Genomic DNA, 19,007 nt, shown 5'->3' with positions numbered 1-19,007 from the left:
AAAGAGTGAAGGGGGAATCTGCCAGGTCGACGTTTCGTTTTCTACTGTACAATATCCGTTATTGTACAGGGATCGGAGCGCGCTTCCACCTGCCGGTTCCTTATGCCGGCTATTTTAAACGCTCCAGCGAAAACCTGGAGAAAATCATCTCCTTTATCCGGGAGGTCGATGCCGATATTATCGGTTTGATCGAGGTCGACGGCGGCTCCTTTCGTTCGGAAAAACTCTGCCAGGCCGAGGTCATTGCCCGCAAGCTCGGTCATTTTCACGTGGTTGGGAACAAGTATGGTGAAAATTCCGTGGCCACCAGGGTGCCGGTCCTCAGTAAGCAGGGCAATGCCCTGCTTACCCGTCTTCCTCTCAACGCCCATCGTTTTCATTATTTTAACAAGGGTGTCAAGCGGCTTGTGATCGAGGCGCAGCTCGAACCGGCAACCGTGTTTCTGGTTCACCTCTCCCTTACCTACCGTGTCCGGCAGGTGCAGTTGCAAAATCTTTATCGTCTTGTTTCCGAGGTGCAGGGACCGGTTATCGTAGCCGGCGATTTCAATGTCCTCTGGGGCGATCAGGAGCTGGAACTTTTCCTGGCGGCCACCGGTCTTGCAAGTGCCAACGGCCTGGGAACCCCTTCGCATCCAAGCACTGCACCCAAGAGGCAGCTGGATTTCATCCTGCACAGTGAGGAGTTCAAGGTAAGCGGATTTCAGGCTCCACCGGTGATCTACTCCGATCACGTTCCCCTGATCTGTGATCTGGAGCTTCGGTAAGGCCGGGTGATCCTGCCTTCGCTCCAGTTTTTGCTCAGGCCGACAAGGGCAGGCCAATGACCGACCCGTTGCGGCCGGTAATACCACTCCCCTGTTTCACTGCCCTCCGATATGAGAAAAAGTCGAGATTGCAGCAGGTGCAGATCCCTGTCGTGTCGATCTGTCTGCGGGGAACTCCAGCCTGCTGCAGTTGATCACGGCTGATTTTCCAGAAATCAAAATAATTTTTATTTTTTTTTACCTGGTAACGGTGCAGGGCAGGTGGCAGCTCATGGTGAAAATGGATAAATTCGGCGCAGCAGGGGCCAAGCGACGGGCTGATTACGGCCAGAAGGTTTGACGGTTGCACTTTGTAATGGAGTTGCATTGCGCTGATGGTGCGGGCGATTATGTTGGCCGCGCTGCCGCGCCAGCCGCAGTGGATCGCCGCCACCACATGCCTGATCGGATCATGGAGCAGGACGGCCTGGCAGTCGGCCTGCTGGATCAAGAGACCGATTCCGGCCTGTTTTGTAACCAGAGCGTCACAGTTATCGATCTGCACGTCAGCACGTATATCGTTCACTATCTTGATGCCGGTGGAGTGGACCTGGCGCGCGGAGACAAGGTGAACGAGGCCCAGTTGTTCTTTGACTGATTTCCTGTTTTGCTCAACATCCGGTTCGTGGTCACCCACATGCAGGCCAAGGTTGAGGGAATCATAGGGTTTTTTGCTGACTCCGCCATGCCGGTTCAGCATGGCATGGGGTATTGTCAGCACAGGGCTTGTAAGTGGTGCCAGGCGATGATGTGGTGGTGTGGGAGACATCTGAGGAACTGGTTGCCTGGCCGGGAAGTAAAAAAGGAAAGCCCAGGCGGGCTTTCCTTTTTTAATGTTGCAACTGCCAGATCAGGACATCTGTCTAAAAATAGACATCAAAAGTCAGGTAGATCTGGTTGGCGCTCTCGATGGGATTCATGCCAAGGCTCTGCAACATGGCCAGATCGTTAGCATCGTCGAGTTCGTATGGTTTCAGGTTCCAGTCGTTGATGCCGGAGTACTGGTAATCATAGTACTGCCATCCCAGACGGACAAAGGTCTTGGCGTACTTGGAAATGGCTTCACCGGTGGGCAGGTCGTAGATCATGTAGACTTCGTAGGCGTTACCACGGGTGGCCAGCTTTGAGTTGTACAGATCGTCACTTCCCGGGGTAAAGGCAACCCAGTATTGAGAACCATAGTTGTACTCGGCACCGATCTTCAGGCCAAGGTCATCAATGTCATAGCGGACACCGACATAGATGGAGTAGCCGTTCTCGGAGTCGGTATTGGCGATGACTGGTGGTACCCCGCCGTTGGCAAGTATGGCGGCCAGGCTCATGTCATACTCGTTGAACATGCCGCTGGAATCAGGATCGGTACGGCTCCAGCCTCCAGCTATGAAGTAGCTGAAGTTATTGATCTTGTCCATATAGATCGCTGTGGTATGGTACAGGTTTCCAAGAGTATCCCGGGGGCCGTTCGTCGCTGCAAGGTTGTCTTCACTGTACAGATCCAGGAAGTCGGGATAGTTGAACAGGTTGAAGACCTTGAAGGACTGGATGTTCATGAACCGGTGGCCTTTTTTGAACACGTCCCAGCTCAGACCGGCAAAATCGGTGTCGTCGATATGATAACTCCCGGGTCCATCGTCGAGGAGGCCGTTTTCAAAGCCGCGACCATAGCAGAAGCGGATCCGACCGGTACCAAGGGCCTCGTTGCCCCAGGCATAGGCATAGCCAAGGGAGATGCCGTCAAAGGGGTAGTCCATGTAGGCAATGGGGGTGGCCATCCGTTGGTCTGTGCCCATGCGGATCTGGGCTGGCGGTCCGTCGGTGGTGGGCCTGCGACCGATGGAGAACCAGATGGGAAGACCGCCGATGTTGTTCCAGTTGACAAAGGCCCGGTCAACCCGCAGGGCGTTATCGTCGGGAGTCCTGGTGGTGTTGCCGTCAAAAACCGGCATGGCCGTACCGTTGTTGTACATATCTCCAATACCGTTCGGGGTTGACTCCATACCCCATGCCTTGTACATGGCCAGCCGCCCTTTGAACTCGACATTCTCGGTGGCCTTGACCCGCATGTTGAGCCGGAACCGGTTGGTGAAGATGGTGTCGTTGTAAAGGTCCCCGGCAGATGAACCTGCGGCTAAGGCTGGGAATCCGGTGGGGAACTGAAGCGGGGTACCGGCTGAAAAGACGGTATCTCCCTTATAGTAATCCATACGGGCGCGGAAATCGCCGTAAAACTTAAACCGGGCGGCCAGGTCCCAGGACTCGCCCTTTTCCTCGAGCATCTCGTCCATGTCGTCGACCTTGTCACCATACTCGGTGATGACTTCGTTCTGCCTGGCCATCTGCGCTTTGAGCGCATCCAGCTGACGGGAGAGCTCCTCGATCTTGGCCTCCAGATCCGAGGGCGCTTTGCCTGCACTGGCAGAGGCGACTGCCGGCAGGGCGATCAGCCCGGCCAGTGCCAGCATGGAAAATTTCTTTACCATTCTTCTTCCTCCTACTTTTTTTATCCCAAGGGGCATGGCCCCATCTTCAACCTGTAAGGACGGGTATGGTGACAGCTGAAAGTATAGTCTGTTCTGGAAATACAATTTTTTTTACATGGCGGTGACTATGCCGCCTGGCGCCGATTTTCGGACCGAAACACCAATTACATGTATATGCATTTCTATCGTATCGCCCGCTGGATGTCAACCTGGCTGACGAAAAAAGTAAAAAAAATTGTACTGTGCTGAAATAAGGGAAAGAGGAGGGTCCAGAAACCACAATGGGGGCTTCCGCTGTCGGAACCCCCATTGAAAGGGTATGAAATCATCAGGTGTCAAAGGTAAAAATTGTTTTACCTTTCGTGCGGCTGATTTTGACAGTGCCGCCTTTGCTCAGTCGTCCAAAGAGAATTTCCTCGGTGAGTGGATCACCGATTTCCTTCATGATCAGCCGTCGCAGGGGCCGGGCTCCATAGGCTGGATCATAGCCTTTGTCGGCCAGCCACCGTCGGGCTGCCGGAGTCAGGCTGATGCGGACCTTCTTTTCGGCGAGCTGGGCCTGGAGTTCGCCGACCATCTTGTCCACCACTTTCTCCACGGTTTCCGGTTCCAGGGCCCGGAAGGTAATGATGGCATCCAGCCGGTTACGGAATTCCGGAGAGAACAGATTTTTGAGCGCTTTCTGCTCCTTACCGCGGTTGTCGCCGAGAAAACCAATGCTGCGCTCGCTCATCTCCCGGGCACCGGCATTGGTGGTCATGATCAGGATCACGTTGCGGAAATCCGCCTGGCGGCCGGCATTGTCGGTCAGGGTGGAATGATCCATCACCTGGAGCAGGATGGAGAAGACGTCGGGGTGTGCCTTTTCGATTTCATCCAGCAGGAGCACAGTATACGGGTGCTTGCGGATGGCATCTGTCAACAGGCCTCCCTGGTCGAAGCCGATATAGCCTGGAGGAGCGCCGATGAGGCGGGCCACCGCGTGTTTTTCCATGTACTCGGACATGTCGAACCGTTCAAAATGCACTGACAGAGCGGCGGCAAGCTGACGGGCCACCTCGGTCTTACCCACGCCGGTGGGGCCGGCAAACAGGAAAGATCCTGTGGGTGACTGGGGATTCCCCAGTCCGGCCCTGGAACGCTTCACCGCTCGGACCACGGCGTCAATGGCATCCTGCTGGCCGAAGATGACAGACTTGAGCTGGCTGTCCAGTTCCCTGAGAGCTGCCACGTCACTGGTGCTCCTGGAGTTGACCGGTACACGGGCCATCCTGGAGACAACCTTTTCCACATCCCGCACCGACACCGTTTTTCCCAGTCTGCCGGCGAGCCGAAAGGCCGCGCCAACCTCGTCCATCACGTCTATGGCCTTGTCAGGCAGAAAGCGGTCGTTGATGTACCGGTCGGCCAGCTCGACGGTGGCCTGGACAGCGGGCTTTGAGTAACGGATCTGGTGGTGTTCCTCGTAGCGGGATTGAAGTCCCCTGAGAATGTTACAGGTATCGGCCACCGATGGCTCTTCGATATCAATCTTCTGAAATCTTCTGGAAAGAGCGCGATCCTTTTCTATGTGGTTTTTGTACTCTTCGTAGGTGGTCGAACCTATGCAGCGGATGGTTCCCGCCTGCAGGGCGGGCTTGAGCAGGTTGGACGCGTCCATCGAACCGCCGCTGGTGGCCCCGGCCCCGACAATGGTGTGCATCTCGTCGATAAAGAGGATGGCATTGTCCTTTTTCTCGATCGCGGCCACCACCGCCTTGAGCCGCTTCTCGAAATCGCCCCGGTACTTGGTGCCGGCCACAAGGGTGCCCATGTCAAGCATATAAATCTCGGTATCGCGCAGCAGGTCCGGTACCAGTTTTTTCGGGTCCGGTTTTTCCTGCTGCCGGGCGATCCTGTCTTCATGGATCCGCAGGGCCAGTCCCTCGGCCATGGCTGTCTTGCCCACACCAGGCTCGCCCACCAGCAGAGGATTATTTTTCCTTCTCCGGCACAGTACCTGCATCATCCGCTCAAGTTCACGGTCCCGACCGATCAGCGGGTCGATGCTTCCATCGGCTGCCCGTCGGGCGAAGTTGACCGTGTATTTTTCCAGGGCGTCGTCGGTTTTGACCTCGCTCTGTTTTCCCTTGCGCGGTTCAGGCTGCGGCTGACGGAAGGGTTCACTCTGCAGCGATTCCGGGAGTCCGTGCGAGATGTACTCCACCACTTCAAGCCGTCCGATTCCCTCGCTGCCGAGAAAATAGACCGCATGGGAGTCGGGCTCGGCAAAGATGGAAACCAGGACATCTCCGGTGTCCACCTGTTTCTTACCACAGCTCTGGACATGGTTTACCGCCCGCTGGAGAACCCGGTTAAAGGCAACTGTCTGGGAAGGCTCGCTGTTTTCATCTTTTAGGGTGGGTAGCCCGCCGGAGAAAAACCGTTCGAGCCGCTCCTTGAGGTTGGTGTAGCTTCCGCCGCAGCTGTCGATTATATGGCGGGCCAGGTCGTCGTGCAGCAGGCCGTAGAGCATGTGTTCCACGGTCACGTACTCGTGCCTGTGCAGTTTCGCTTCTTTAATGGCCTTGATGAGGGCCAGTTCAAGTTCTCTGCTCAACATATCTGATATCTCCTCAAGAGACCACATGCGCCATATTTTTCGCGCGATTACTTCCGTCCGCACAGGCTGGCTGTCGGGGCCACCACCCGTCCAGCGGCCGGTCATCGGCGTGAATCTGCACCATCTGTGAGCTCTTGCTTTGTCAGGCCGTTGAAAAACTACTGCGCTTGATGATAATATGTCAAAATTCGGCGCAAAATGGACATGTACTCCATGTACACTGCGCTTTTCACCTCATTTTTCCTTGTCTCATCTTCGCTCGTTACGTTTTTCAACAGCCTGTTATTCATATGATTGGAATCCGGAGCCTGTTATGGCCCTGCCCACCGCAGTGGTGCCTCCTGTACTTTCAGCCCGCCTTTTCCAGCGAGCATCTCAATGGATATTGACTTTTCCGTGCCATCTGATGAACAACGGCGATTTTGGTTTCCCCGATTTCCCTGGTATAAATACCGGCGACTCCCACACCCTGGTGGTGCACGTTGAGCATGATCCGGGTTGCTTCGGCCGTGTCCTTGCCGAACACGGACTGAAGGATCATCACCACAAAGTCCATGGTGGTATAGTCGTCATTGTGCAGAAGCACCTTGTACAGCGGGGGCTCCTGGAGTTCTTCCTGGTTTCTGGTCAGGGTCTCTTCCTGACCCCTGGTTTTGTTTTTACTCATGATTTCATTTGGGTTCCAGTAGATAATTCAAGAATGTTGACTTGAATCTATCTTCTATAATTGTAATACTCCGTTAATTTTTTGGCAAGACCGGTTTACGCTTCCCTGGAAAGCATGGAGGCGAGCAGGTGTGCGATCACCGTCCGGGCCGATACCGGAGAGCCTTTGAGACGCAGTTCACCCTCCAGGATCAGACGGGGCCAGCGACACAGGGTGGTCAGGGAAAACGAGGCCGCGGTGCGAAACTGCATGAACAGCGCATAAGGGTGCCCGCTCAGTTCCGTTGCCCAGGAACCGTTTTCCTTGAGCAGGGGCAGGCACTGCCCTTTGAACTGGTCAGCGTTCATGGTCGGCCGGTAGTCATAGCGCTCCTGCATCAGCAGCGACCTGAACAGCAGCAGGGTGCGGGCATAATTGCGCAGGGTGGCGATGATGGCCAGCGGATGGATACCGTTTTCCTGGATACGCCCGGCAACAAGCAGGGCCCTGTCGAGATTTTTTTTCCCCACCGCGTCGGTGAGCTCAAAAAGCGCTTCCTGCCTGGTTCGGCCGACCACCGCGTCCAGGTCTTCAGGGGTGATCCGCTGCCGATTACCCACATAGAGGGCCAGCTTTTCACTTTCCATGACCACGGCCACCGGATGAAAACCAACCCGTTCGATGAGCCGGTCCGTGACCGGGGCCGGCATGGTCTTGCCAAATTCGTCCATGGTTTTTTTGACCAGCTCACGGAGAACCGATTTCTGGACCTTCTGCGCCCTGGACGAGCTGCCGCTCTCCACGCTGCAGTCAATCACTGTAAACTTGTCCTTAAACAGTTTGAACAGTTTTTTGCGCCTGTCAACTTCCTCGGACAGCAGGAGGAGGATGTTGTTTTCAGGCAGGCCTTCGTGGTGAATTTTTTTAAAAATGTCCACCGGATCGGCGCTGGAAGACGGTGTCGGCAGGGAGCCTGCTTTTTCGCGCAAAGGTTCAAGCCAGTCCAGGGGATCTCCCGGCTTTGGAAAACCAAAGTATTGCTTCCACCGGGTGGCTGCCAACCCGGCCAGGCACAGTTCCGGATCCGCGGGATCAAGTCCTGCGGCAACGAGCATGGATTGCAGGTGACGGGCAGCCAGGTCCTCCTTGTTGTTTTCCCGGGCTGCACACATTTTTTTCCACAGACCACCGGCCACGTTTTTTGAATGAAACAGCCTGGTATCACTGACCCGGTAGATCTGCCGGCCGGGCAGGAGGCTGAAGCTGCGCAGATTCAAAAGGGTGACAGCCAGGTCCTCCTGTTCGCCGTCAACGGCATGGACGGTACCGCCGTCGGACATCAGGGCCTGGCACAGGATGTCGGCGGCCTGCTGGCAAAGGTACCTGTCGCCAAATACCAGGTAAACCTGCGAAATGTTCCCCTGTTTGATCTGCTTGACCAGGGATGTCAGTTTTTCCCGGCTGATCAGTGTCATGACGGATCGTCCTTTTTTGACTCTTCCAGCAGCTTGTGGAGAATGGCCGGGAGGGAGCCGGGTTGCAGATAGTCGCGGCCCAGGTTCTGACCGAAGATGTGGGCCGACTGGACAGCCACGTCTTTCCAGGTTATCTCTGAAGGGTTGCGGGCGATCACCTCGAAGAAATTTTTGTTGTAGGGATCGTTGATCACGGCCATACCAGTACCGATGGTGGCCAGCAGATCCACATGGCCAAGGAACATCCGGGTCAGCTTGGTGTAGGCTTTGACCCCGCCGCAGGAACCAAGACTGAGAAATCGCTGTTTGGCAGTAAGGTCGGCGCTGGAAATGATCCGTTCCCGAAGGAGCTCGGTGAGTGGATCGGTGATCTGTTCCGAACGCCAGTAACTGTGGCCGCGCTGGGCAAACATCTCGTCACCGCTGCGGAGGAACCGGGTCAGCAGTTTCTGCTGATCCTTCTGGTCCTTGTATATGTAAACCGCGTGGCGTATCTCGATTCCATTGATATTCTTTCTGAACTCCAGGGCGAAGCGGGTCTGGAGCATGGCCTGGTACAGTCGCAGCAGGGTTGCATGATGGCTCCGGGTCGCTTTGATCAGATTTCGTATCTCCTGGCGTCTGGCTGCGGAAAGTGGCATCAGAGTGTACTGGTCGGAGAGGGCGAGATGATAGCCGTTTTTGAGCAGGATGCGGCCGTTGGACAGGAAAGAGCGGCGGCCGTCATCGTCTGGATGAAACACCGAGATGGAGGCAAGCCGGCCATCTGCTTTCCATTCTGAAAAGGGTGTGGCCAGGTAGCGGCCGAGATTCACTGCTCCAAGCCGTACGGTCATCCGGATAATCCGCAACTTGTCCTCCGGTCCCAGGAGATCGGGGTATTCCTGCAGGTAGTACTGGAGAATGACGCTGATCAGGCGGGAGAATACTTCGCTGCCCCGGTCGGCTTCTTCCACCATCCGTTCGACCAGGTAGCTGCGGGCCGACGGTTTGAGCACTTCAAGCAGGTGCATGAAGGTGGCGGAAAAGATGATGATCGAATCTTGATCCTTGAAAGCGGACCTGGCCACCAGGTTGAGAATCTGTTCCTGCTCCGGTTCGTTTTCCGGGAAAAAGGTGGTCAGTTTACCTTTCTGGGCCAGGCTGACGATGAAGCTTGAGACCAGCATGTTGTCCGGGTCGGTATCCTGGAGAAAGGACAGAAGGTTGTCCCTGTATTTCTCCCTTATCCGCTTCTTCAGCACCGGGACCAGAATGTCCCGGAACGACGAATCGTAGAGCTCGCTTCCCTGGGCCAGAAGGGCGTAGATGTTTGGCGATGTCAGGTTGCGGGCCGTGGCTTTTCTCTCGGCCGCAGTGGCACGGCGCAGGGCTGTGATCATGGCCGCTTTTTTGTCAGCGTCAAATGCCCGGTAAAATTCCGTGCCATATTCGTACACCACCTCCCTCGAGAGCTGCTCGAATTTCCGACGCAGGTCCCGGTCAGACCAGCGCCGCAGCACGGCCAGGGAAATTTCGAAACCGAACCGGTCTGTTATCGAATGCAGGTTGTTGATCTTCCAGATAATTTCCTCTCCGCCGTCGTAAAAGGCCCGCAAGAGGGCTTTTTTGTCTTCCCTTGAGAGTTTATAGTACTGGATCTCCTGGATTTCGGAAGGATTGGCGAAATAACGTACCAGCCAGTTCCAGCCGCTGATCCGGTCCATATCGGGCTGGAGAAAGAGCTTGTGGGCATTCCAGGCATCGTCCTGGCGCAGTTGCCTGAACAAGGGCAGGGCATCGAGCATGGTTTGGGTGTTCATGTTCCGTATGGAAGCAAAAGATTCGCAGGCCCAGCCCTGTTTATCTTTGAGCAGGGCCAGGACCATGAGCCCGTCCAGGGCCAGGTCAGCGTCGATGTCCTGGATGGTGAAAAAGGCCCGGACCGCCCGGTTGTTGGCGTCCTCCATGCTGGTCAGCAGGGAAATGGTCTGCAGGGCGTGGCGTGGAGTGATGCCGGGCAGTTGCAGGTAAGCGCGGAAGGCGCGGCCGGCCTCGTAGCTGAGGGTTTTGATTTTTCCCAAGGCCTGGATGGCCAGCTCGGCGTCCACTCCCCTGAGCAGAGTCCATTGTTCAAAGGAGAGGGTCTGTTCATAGGAGAGGTTGAGTCGCAGCAGTTCGGCCCAGGCCCGTCGGCTGTGTTCGAAATCGATTCCGGGCAGCAGGCAGATGCGGCGGAAACAGCGTTGACTGTTGTAGTCAAGGCCCCGGATGACCTCCCGGCCGAAATCCAGTTCATCTTCGGTCAGGCAGGGCACCATCTGGTACAGCTCCACAGTACGCCTCCAGCTGACATCGTCGGATTTCGTGCGGCCGGCACGAAGGTCCGGGCAGGAAAGGGCAAGGAGCAGCAGGGTGAGCGGTAAAAAAATGATTGCCCTTGAAATCTGTGGGTATATGGTGTGGCGATGATGCATTATCTCTTGTCGTCCATAATATCCAGGGGCCGTCTGCTTCCCACCCTGGCGCTGCTCACTGCCATGCTGCTGTGGGGAAGTTCGTTTGTGGCCATGAAGCTTGCCTTCCGTGAGCTCTCGCCCATGGTGGTTGTTTTTGGCCGCATGGCCGTTGCCGCACTCTGTTTTGTTCCGTTTATACCATCTTTTCGACGGGTTTCGCTTGGAAAAGAACACCTGCCCATGCTGCTGGCCATGGGGTTTTTCGAACCGTGTCTCTATTTTCTGCTCGAAGCGGCTGCCCTGCAGAACACCAGCGCCTCGCAGGCAGCCATGATTACCACCATGCTGCCCCTTATGGTGGCCATGGCGGCCGGGTTTTTCCTGGGTGAGCGTATCGGGTTGCGGACCGTGCTGGGCTTTGTCCTGGCCGCGGCCGGTGCCATCTGGCTCAGCTGCGCCGCCGGCTTTGATCAGGAGGCGCCACGGCCGGCTCTCGGTAATTTTCTCGAGTTTCTCGCCATGATCAGTGCCACAGGATACATCATTTTGATGAAATATTTAAGCCGCGATCTGCCGCCCTTCTTTTTAACCGCGGTCCAGGCATTTATCGGTACGGTCTTCTTCCTGCCACTGATCTTTCTGCCAGCCACCGAGCTGCCCCGGACCATTACCATTTCCGGGCTGGGGGCTGTGGTCTACCTGGGGATCGCCGTGACCGTGGGGGCGTACGGGCTGTACAATTACGGTATCAGCAAGGTGCCGGCAAATCAGGCGGCAGCCTTTATCAATCTCATTCCGGTGTTTACTATAGTTATGGGGTTTTTGATTCTGGACGAGCGTTTGAGACCCTGGCAGATCGTGGCCTGCCTGTTGGTCTTTGCAGGGGTGATGTTCAGCCAGAACGACCCTGAAGCAAGAGATCGCGGATCCGGGTCGGACACAAGGATAAAGAACCCGGGACGACCCGCACGTTCCTGATCTGGAACCGCCGGAACCGTAGACCCGGGATCACCCGGAATGTTCCGGCTCCCTGATGTCGTCTGGATACAGAGGAGTGTAAAAATTTCGGTGCAGAAAAGCAAACAGGAGAGAAGGGATGGCAAGGACGTTGATTTTTCTTGGCGTGCTGCTGGTGGCAGCCGGGCTTCTCTGGCCCTGGATTAAAAACCTGCCCTTTGGCAGACTGCCCGGCGATATCATTATCAGCCGGGAAAACTTTCGTTTTTATTTTCCGCTGACCACTTCCATCGTGGTCAGCGTCGTCCTCAGCCTGATTCTGTGGATCAGTCGAAAGTTTTGAGGAAAAGCGGCAAGTTGAAACAACTTTGATAGAGCGATTTCAGTCTCAGGATTTTTCAGCTGCCCTGTGACCGCTTGTGTCTGGCGGTGTTTCGAGTGAAGCTCGCAATGGGAAAAAAAAGGACCTGGCTCACTGACCAGGTCCTTTTTTGTTTTCTGGTGGGCCGTCAGGGATTCGAACCCCGGACCAATGGATTAAGAGTCCACTGCTCTACCAGCTGAGCTAACGGCCCTGCAATTGCAAATACTTTCTGATGCGTGATGCGGAAAAACGGTCTCTTCTTAGCACAAGAACAACAGGCCGTCAAGGAGAAGCGGTGGTCCTGAGCCTGTTTTTTGGCGTCTTGCTCAACAGCCTGTTATCGATAATAGAGGCTCGGGCTGCCCATGGTGAGCAGGGCCTTGTACAGGTTACGCCTGAAATCGCGCCGATCCCAGATGCCCTGGATGTGGCCCCGTTTCAAGGCATTGCGTGCCTTGTGATAATCCGGCGGTATATCCTGTCCCGTGGTCTCCCGGATAACCCGTGGCCCGGCAAAGCCGATCCGGCAGGAGCGGATGGCAAACTGGTACGGCGAGCAGCCAAGAAACGAGGCCACCGGCCCGGCATAGGAGTTGTTGTCATAGACGACGATGTAAAGTCCGCCGGCATCTATATATTCCCTCACCGCCATGGTGCACTTGGGCATTTGGATAACCCCGAGCGTGCCTTCCTGGATCCGGATTCCGCCGGTGGTGTGGACATAGGCAAGCAGTGGTCTTTTTTTACGCCGGGCAATTTCGCAGGCCTGAACGAATTTTTCTCCTTCCGCCGATCCCACAGTGCCGTTACGGAAATCGGAGAACAGCATGGTGACCACCAGGTTGATGTCCATAATCCGGGCATGGAACGTCAGGTTGGCACAGCCAAGGCCGGTTTTGGAGCGCGACATCCGCAGCCGCTCGTCAAAGCCCTTGTAGCCCAGGGGATTTTTGGAATAGATATCGTTGTTGAAAACCCGGATCGATTCGGGATCAAAGATATTTTTCAGATACCACTGGTACTCCAGGGGAAAATGGTGGCCACAGGTCTCGCAGACCCCGCAGAATTCACCGTAGAGATCCGGAACCCAGAGATCCTTGCAGCCGTACTTCTCCGCGTTGGGACAGGTTACCGTCCGGTCCTCGTTGGCCACCGGACTGGTGTAGGTGTCGGTCAGTTCCAGGGGATCCTGGTAGTTGCTGATGGACGGTGTCAGTACCTGGGGCGAGGACCGTGGGGCCTTCTTGCGATCCTCCTTGCGGCGGATCATGTCGTAGGCCGAGGTAAAGGGTGAAGTGATCCGCTTGAGAAAGGCAGATCCTTCGCCGGAGACCTCCTTGATGGCCTTCTGCATCTGTTTCTGCTGGGTTTTGAGAATATCGTAGCGGAAGGTGTAATAGAGCTTTTCGGTGAGGGTCGTGACCGAGCGCAGAATGTTTTCGGCCGGCAATGTCTGGCCTCCAAAGCCGTGCATGGCCATTTCCCGGTATTTTTTCGAACGCAGGGTCAGCAGCCGTTTGATTTCTGCATCGTTCAAGTTCCAGGGAATATCGATCTGGGGAGCTTCTTCCGGCTTTTCCGCCTTTTTGCGTTTCACCTCATAAGCCCTGAATCCACGCAGGCTCTTGGTCTTGAGCACTACCTCGTCGGTGGCCCGGATTATCTCCGAGCGTACCAGGGCAAAGAAGTTGAAGTCGTCGTTCCTGGCGCCCAGGGGTGGTTCCTGGATGATTCGGTCGATGGTGCCGAGCTTGAGGTTTTCCTCGGCCGTGATGTGAAGCTGACGGGCACAGTTTTCGACCAGCTCCGGGGGTACTTTCTGTCCTTCCCGCACCTTGCCCTCAATGGCCGCAGCCCCTTCGGGGGAGATAACCGAATAGTATCCATGGGAAAACATCAGTCGGAAATCGGACAGGCCAATGGCCTCGGCTCCGCCGGATCCGCCTTCGGAAATAACCGAGATCATTGGTACCCTGAGTTTGGTCATGGCGTACAGGTTGCGGGCGATCTGCTGGGCTGCGCCGGGGTATTCCTCCACCGGGTAGGAACCGGGAGTGAAAATATAGAAATGGATCGGTATGCCTTCGGTTTCGGCGACCTTCATGTAGCGCAGGGCCTTTTCGTTGCCCCAGGGCTTGCATGAGCCGCCGTTACGGAATTCCTCGGCATGGCCCACTTCCTGGCCAATGACCATGACCGGTGAGGTGTAGGGTTTTTTCTTGATTCGACGGACGATATACGCCTTGGCGACCATCATGGCCGGGTCAATGTTGGCCTCGCCTTCGCCGCCCAGCTCGGTGTATTCCTCGTAGACATTTTCCAGGATGTCCTTGAGTGAAAACCTGAGCGGGCTGCGGACGATTCGTACCCGTTCCATCGGGGTCAGCTCGGCCTCGCATCGCTCCTCGAGGAAGATCACCGCCTCTTCGAGCCGGATCAGGGCCGCGCCGAGGGCGTCTTCGTCCAGGTCGTAGAACGAATTTTTGAGCTGCTCGCATTCGTCACGAAAGACCGAGAGGTTGCCCCAGTTGTCCGTGTCCTTGATATGGATCAGGCAGCTGATGCGCTGCTCGATGTCCTGGAGTTTTTTTAACAGATCATTCATAGATATATGATTCGTCGGCCGGCAGCTTTCGCCATCGGCCTGCAAGAAAGACAGGGGTAGAAAAAACGTGGGCCGCTGATCGGCCACAGGTTGTTAAAATGTCAGCAGTCGGTCAAGATTTTCCCGGAGATAGCGCAGGTTGGTGATGATGGAGCCTCCGGAGCTGTCCTCTCCTTCGATGACCGTGTTGTCGATGAACTCCCGGGCCCTCGCCTTGGCCTCTTCCATGGAATCTCCCCAGACAAGGGCCAGGGCCAGGTTCGGGTCGTATTCGCTGGGAATGGGATAGGGCCGGTCCGAGGGAACGTGGGTGTAGACCGCCGACCATTCACAGGAGGGCAGGTCGAAACGGGTGATGGTGCCGATCCACGGCGCAAAATCGCGCTGGGTGTTTTCAGCCACGATCCGCAGTTCGATGCTGGCGCCGCGGAACTCGATATCTTCCTGACTGTATCCCATGGGCTCTCCAAGGGCCAGCCGAATCTGTTCACGGATCAGGTTCGGGTGTTTGCCGTTGAGATAACTTATTCTGGCCGAGACATCGTTTTCAACCTGGATACGGGTGTTGACCTCCAGCAGGTATGGCTGGCCAGTGCGGCTGACAATCCATTCCCAGGTGCCTACATTGTCGTATTTGACGTGGTCGGCCAGCTTGAGGGAATAGTTGACGATCCGGTCGAGCAGCTCGTCGGCATCGAATTCATAGTCGAAGCAGGAGTTGTCAAAGCCGGGGGCGGCCTCGATCCGTTTTTGCCGGCCCGTGGACTGGATGGTGCAGTTGCGGGAGCTGAAGTGGACCCGCTCGTTATGGCGGGAGCAGACCAGCTGGACCTCGAGATGGTTGAAATCGCGCAGCCTCTGTTCGATGAGCACACCCCCGTCACCGAACTGGCGCTTGGCATAGTTTTGCACCTGGCGGTAGACCCGGCGGAACTGTTCGATCCGGTTGACCTCCTCGATGCCCATGCCGCCACCACCGGCCGCTGCCTTGATCAGGACCGCCGGCCTGGCGATGCCCTGTTCTTCCTGGACGTCAAAGAGATGCTGGGCGATTTCCTCGGCTTCCATTTCATTGTAGATGGGGCTGTCTGTGCCGGGAATGGTGGGGATTCCAAGCTTGTTGGCCACCCGCTTGGTATTGATTTTGTCGCCCAGGTCCTTGATGACCTCCCAGCTTGGACCGATGAAGATCAGGGGCCGGTCGCGGATAGTCACTCTGCGGGCGAACCGGTAATCTTCGGAAAAAAATCCGTAGCCGGGATGGATGGCCGTGCATTGTGTGTGATCGGCCACGGCCAGGATATCATTGGGATCGGTGTAACTGGTCACCCGCCAGGCATTCTGGCCGGGGCCGGAGAGCCGGTTTCGCTGGACATGCTCGGAATCCCGGTCCGCCTCGGTATAGACGACCACATACTCGAGGCCCAGGCTCTCGCAGGCCTCCATTATCCGTATGGCTATTTCTCCGCGGTTGGCGATCAGAATTTTGCCCTGCACGCGAAATCCTCTTTGTTTATAAGTGCGATAATATCCCGGAACCTTGCTCCTGTCCGGGCAGGTTTCCTGAAAAATGCATGGGAGAGATTATAGACTGTGTCAGATTGAATCGTATACAATACCCTACCTGTCACAACTTGCAAAGACCTGAATCAGGTGAATTTCATTTCGCCGCCCTCAGGGCCTGTTCGCGGGAGGAGACAATTTGTTTTTTTCTTGACTTTGAGCAGGGGAAAGGGATTAGGGTGTATCTTACAAATCCGGACGTGCATAAAAACATGGTCTGCCGGCGTCAGTCACCAGGGAGGCTTTCCCTTTCTTTGCCGCCTGGCCGGAATCCATGCCGATAAAACAGTATCTTTGATGAAAACAAAAGAGACCGACCAGAAAAATGGTCCTGAAAGACGATTTCCTGCCTGGCTGCGGGGACTGATGCGCTTCAACCGTCCACCTGACACCACGGAAGAGCTGGAGCAGGAGATCCAGGAGTTGCTGGAAGAGGGCGAAGAACAGGGGCTGATCAGCTCGCAGGAAGAGCGGCTCATCAATTCGATTTTCGATTTCAGGGAAACTGTGGCTTCGGAGATCATGACCCCGTCGGTGGAAATGATCTGCGCCGAGGAGAGCACGCCACTGCCGGAGCTTATTCGCCTTGTCACCGAAGAGGGGTTTACCAGGATTCCCATCTATCGGGGCAATCAGGACAATATCATCGGTATTCTCCATGCCCGGGATCTGTTGCGGATCTGTTCCCTCCAGGATGAGGATAGTCCTTCTCTGCAACCCTATCTCAATCCCCCCACGTTCATTCCGGAATCCAAACCGATCACCGAGCTGCTGCGGGATTTTCAGTCCAAAAAAAACCATATGGCCATTGTTACCGACGAATTTGGAGGGGTGCGTGGCCTGGTCACCCTGGAAGATGTCATCGAGGAGATCGTCGGAGAGATCGATGATGAGCACGACCAGGAGGAACGGGAACTTCTGGTGGTGGATGAGCGGACCATTGTGGTGGATGCCAAGATAGATATCGAAGAGGTGGAAAGCCATTTTGGGGTCCAATTACCCGGGGGACCTTATGAATCGGTGGGAGGCCTGGTCATTCATCAGCTCAGCCGGGTTCCTCAGGCCGGGGCTGAAATTCGTATCGGGCCGCTGGTCTTCAAGGTTCTTGCCGCTGACAAGCGGAGGATCAAGAGTGTCCGGATACGGCGGGAAGAATAATTTTTTGAATGTCGAAGATCGAACAGGCAGACGATATTTCGTCCACATTGTATCCCGTTTTGTCAAGGCCTTTGGTTCAACAGCCTGTTACATGAAAGTCTCGTCCCGCTCTCCAGGGAGTAATAATAGCTTTCAACTTTTGTTGTGCAGGCGGTGGGAGCCTGCATGGGTGTTCATGGATCAACGGTACTAACAGAATGGTCCCTTCAGGTAGTCCTGTGCGGCTGGCGGGTTCTGCTCTGGCAACCGCTGCGCTTCTCGCCCTGGCCATGCCCGGCGGAGCCGGGGCCTGGATGCTGCTTTTCGTCGCCTTTATTCCTCTGCTGGGTATTTCGCTCCATCAGACGCCCCGGCGTGCGGCCTTTTTCGGCCTGGCCGGCGGATTGGTCTATCATCTGGTATTGCTCTACTGGATCGTCATCGTTCTTGGGCATTATGGCGGGCTGCCTCTCTGGGCGGCTGTTCCCGTGCTTGTGGCTCTGGCTCTGTACATGGCCCTTTACTGGGGCCTGTTCTGTTTGCTGCTCAGTTTTTTCGCCGGCCGGTATTTCTACCGGGAACGTCCTCTGTCCACCATGGTGTGGATGGCGCCGCTGCTCTGGACCGGGCTCGAGTATGGGCGGGGTCTTCTCTTTTCCGGCTTCCCCTGGATGGATATCGCCTATGGCCTGGCCGGACAACCGGGGCTGATTCAGGCCGCGGACCTGGGCGGGCATTATCTGGTGGGCTTCTGGCTTATGCTGGCCAACAGCCTGATCTTCTACTTTATTCATCGGCAGAAGCCCGGGGTGGAATGGAACCGGCGTCGCGAGCAGCGGGTGATGCTGGGGCTGTGCTGTTTTTTTGTTTTTGTGGCCGGATATTCCCTGTTGCGCTACCGGACACTGGCTCCTCTGGTCCAGCGGAGCCTCCAGGCCCGGATCACCGTGGTCCAGGGAAATATCAGGCAGGACAGGAAGTGGAGTCCGGCTTTCAAGGCCTCCACTGTGTCCGCCTATGAGCGCCTTTCCCGCCAGGCCCTGGCCGGGCATACCTCGGAGCTTGTGGTTTGGCCTGAGACCGCACTGCCGTTTTATCCCCAGGATGATCCTCTGGCCGCCAGGCTCTACGATTTCACCCGTCGGGAAAATGTCTGGCTGTTGACCGGAGCGCCCACCTACCGGAAGTTGGCCGGACAGGGGGCGGCCGGCAGGGACAGAATAGCCTTCTTCAACTCCGCACTGCTGGTTTCCCCCTCTGGTATCGTCACCGGTCGCTACGACAAGCAGCACCTGGTGCCGTTCGGGGAATATGTGCCCTTGAAAAAGTTTCTCCCCTTTCTCAAGCCGGTGGTGGAGAATGTGGGAGATTTTTCGCCGGGAACCTCCCCGGAGCCGCTGAAGGCAGGCGACATGAAAATCGGGGTCTTGATTTGCTTTGAGTCCATCTTTTCCGAGCTGGCCCGCCAGGAGGTCCTGCGCGGGGCCAATATCCTCGTCAATCTGACCAATGATGCCTGGTACGGCCGGTCCAGTGCCCCGCATCAGACTTTTGCCATGGCCGTCTTCCGCGCGGTGGAGAATCGCCGGTCTCTGGTGCGGGCCGCCAATACCGGCATTTCCGGGTTTGTCGATCCCCTGGGCAACGTTCTTGCCAGGAGCAGGATTTTCGAGGCCGCCGCCCTGACCGGGAATGTGCCCATGTACAGGGAGAAGACCCTCTTCACCGGTTCCGGTTACCGGTTCGGCGCCGTCTGTCTGGCCCTGGTTCCAGCTCTGCTCGTTTTCTGGCGTCGTCAGGCAGGTATTTCCGGGAGGTGACGGGTGGAGGGTTCATCGGCCTTGGGAGAACATGGCTTGAGAGTTTGGTAATGTTCTGGTAAAATATAAGGTTGCGGTTCTTGAAAAGTACGCTGCATCCGGGCAGCTTGAACA

13 protein-coding genes and 1 tRNA gene are annotated in these 19,007 nt (G+C 56.1%); 5 read left to right on the top strand and 9 right to left on the bottom strand.

The window, feature by feature from the left end:
* Positions 1 to 5: 5 nt before the first annotated feature.
* A complete protein-coding gene (locus ACXJJY_RS04050; RefSeq protein ID WP_456385425.1) occupies positions 6 to 767 on the top strand; it encodes an endonuclease/exonuclease/phosphatase family protein in 762 nt (253 codons plus the stop codon).
* A 34-nt stretch (positions 768 to 801) separates the two neighbouring features.
* Here the strand turns inward: ACXJJY_RS04050 and pgeF are convergent, their stop codons facing one another.
* From pgeF to ACXJJY_RS04020, 6 genes are all read right to left on the bottom strand, one after another.
* Complete coding sequence (gene pgeF / locus ACXJJY_RS04045; protein ID WP_456385424.1) at positions 802 to 1,527, bottom strand: peptidoglycan editing factor PgeF; 726 nt, start codon at positions 1,525 to 1,527, stop codon at positions 802 to 804.
* A 142-nt stretch (positions 1,528 to 1,669) separates the two neighbouring features.
* Positions 1,670 to 3,286 (bottom strand): DUF3373 family protein, encoded by a 1,617-nt coding sequence (locus tag ACXJJY_RS04040; RefSeq protein WP_456385423.1) that lies wholly within the window; start codon positions 3,284 to 3,286, stop codon positions 1,670 to 1,672.
* 328 nt (positions 3,287 to 3,614) lie between these two features.
* Complete coding sequence (gene clpA, locus ACXJJY_RS04035) at positions 3,615 to 5,888, bottom strand: ATP-dependent Clp protease ATP-binding subunit ClpA (protein WP_456385422.1); 2,274 nt, start codon at positions 5,886 to 5,888, stop codon at positions 3,615 to 3,617.
* Between the two features lie 349 nt (positions 5,889 to 6,237).
* Positions 6,238 to 6,555 (bottom strand): ATP-dependent Clp protease adapter ClpS, encoded by a 318-nt coding sequence (gene clpS, locus ACXJJY_RS04030; RefSeq protein WP_456385421.1) that lies wholly within the window; start codon positions 6,553 to 6,555, stop codon positions 6,238 to 6,240.
* 95 nt (positions 6,556 to 6,650) lie between these two features.
* On the bottom strand, positions 6,651 to 8,009 hold the full coding sequence (gene holA / locus ACXJJY_RS04025; RefSeq protein WP_456385420.1) for a DNA polymerase III subunit delta: 1,359 nt from the start codon (positions 8,007 to 8,009) through the stop codon (positions 6,651 to 6,653).
* Positions 8,006 to 10,465, bottom strand: coding sequence for a hypothetical protein (locus tag ACXJJY_RS04020; RefSeq protein ID WP_456385419.1), 2,460 nt, complete (start codon positions 10,463 to 10,465; stop codon positions 8,006 to 8,008). Before ACXJJY_RS04020 ends, holA begins: the two co-directional genes overlap by 4 nt.
* On the opposite strand from ACXJJY_RS04020, the gene ACXJJY_RS04015 reads away from it, so the two are divergent.
* Together ACXJJY_RS04015 and ACXJJY_RS04010 are read left to right on the top strand one after the other, a co-directional pair.
* The gene (locus ACXJJY_RS04015) at positions 10,457 to 11,425 is read left to right on the top strand and encodes a DMT family transporter (protein WP_456385418.1); all 969 of its coding nucleotides are present in this window, start codon (positions 10,457 to 10,459) and stop codon (positions 11,423 to 11,425) included. The genes ACXJJY_RS04020 and ACXJJY_RS04015 overlap by 9 nt on opposite strands.
* Before the next feature lie 118 nt (positions 11,426 to 11,543).
* Positions 11,544 to 11,747, top strand: coding sequence for a DUF2905 domain-containing protein (locus ACXJJY_RS04010; RefSeq protein WP_456385417.1), 204 nt, complete (start codon positions 11,544 to 11,546; stop codon positions 11,745 to 11,747).
* Between the two features lie 156 nt (positions 11,748 to 11,903).
* Here ACXJJY_RS04010 and ACXJJY_RS04005 read toward each other — a convergent pair.
* From ACXJJY_RS04005 to ACXJJY_RS03995, 3 genes are all read right to left on the bottom strand, one after another.
* Positions 11,904 to 11,979 (bottom strand) — tRNA-Lys (locus ACXJJY_RS04005).
* A gap of 126 nt (positions 11,980 to 12,105) precedes the next feature.
* Complete coding sequence (locus ACXJJY_RS04000; protein ID WP_456385416.1) at positions 12,106 to 14,373, bottom strand: acetyl-CoA carboxylase carboxyl transferase subunit alpha/beta; 2,268 nt, start codon at positions 14,371 to 14,373, stop codon at positions 12,106 to 12,108.
* A 93-nt stretch (positions 14,374 to 14,466) separates the two neighbouring features.
* Positions 14,467 to 15,870 (bottom strand): biotin carboxylase N-terminal domain-containing protein, encoded by a 1,404-nt coding sequence (locus ACXJJY_RS03995; protein ID WP_456385415.1) that lies wholly within the window; start codon positions 15,868 to 15,870, stop codon positions 14,467 to 14,469.
* A 363-nt stretch (positions 15,871 to 16,233) separates the two neighbouring features.
* Here ACXJJY_RS03995 and ACXJJY_RS03990 point away from each other — a divergent pair, with 363 nt between their 5' ends.
* A complete protein-coding gene (locus ACXJJY_RS03990; protein WP_456385414.1) occupies positions 16,234 to 17,094 on the top strand; it encodes a hemolysin family protein in 861 nt (286 codons plus the stop codon).
* Between the two features lie 218 nt (positions 17,095 to 17,312).
* Positions 17,313 to 18,893: an apolipoprotein N-acyltransferase gene (gene lnt / locus ACXJJY_RS03985; protein WP_456385413.1), complete on the top strand. Its 1,581-nt coding sequence runs from the start codon at positions 17,313 to 17,315 to the stop codon at positions 18,891 to 18,893.
* Positions 18,894 to 19,007 lie beyond the last annotated feature (114 nt).

The sequence above is a fragment of the Desulfolithobacter sp. genome (assembly GCF_054025815.1).
The sequence above is the reverse complement of the archived record's forward strand: the minus strand, read 5'-3'. Positions and strand labels throughout refer to the sequence as shown.

Coding starts and splice junctions, on each gene's coding strand:
- ACXJJY_RS04040 (WP_456385423.1), bottom strand. CDS start 3,286: ATGGTAAAGAAATTTTCCATGCTGGCACTGGCCGGGCTGATCGCCCTG.
- clpA (WP_456385422.1), bottom strand. CDS start 5,888: ATGTTGAGCAGAGAACTTGAACTGGCCCTCATCAAGGCCATTAAAGAA.
- clpS (WP_456385421.1), bottom strand. CDS start 6,555: ATGAGTAAAAACAAAACCAGGGGTCAGGAAGAGACCCTGACCAGAAAC.
- holA (WP_456385420.1), bottom strand. CDS start 8,009: ATGACACTGATCAGCCGGGAAAAACTGACATCCCTGGTCAAGCAGATC.
- ACXJJY_RS04015 (WP_456385418.1), top strand. CDS start 10,457: ATGATGCATTATCTCTTGTCGTCCATAATATCCAGGGGCCGTCTGCTT.
- ACXJJY_RS04020 (WP_456385419.1), bottom strand. CDS start 10,465: ATGCATCATCGCCACACCATATACCCACAGATTTCAAGGGCAATCATT.
- ACXJJY_RS04010 (WP_456385417.1), top strand. CDS start 11,544: ATGGCAAGGACGTTGATTTTTCTTGGCGTGCTGCTGGTGGCAGCCGGG.
- ACXJJY_RS04000 (WP_456385416.1), bottom strand. CDS start 14,373: ATGAATGATCTGTTAAAAAAACTCCAGGACATCGAGCAGCGCATCAGC.
- ACXJJY_RS03990 (WP_456385414.1), top strand. CDS start 16,234: ATGAAAACAAAAGAGACCGACCAGAAAAATGGTCCTGAAAGACGATTT.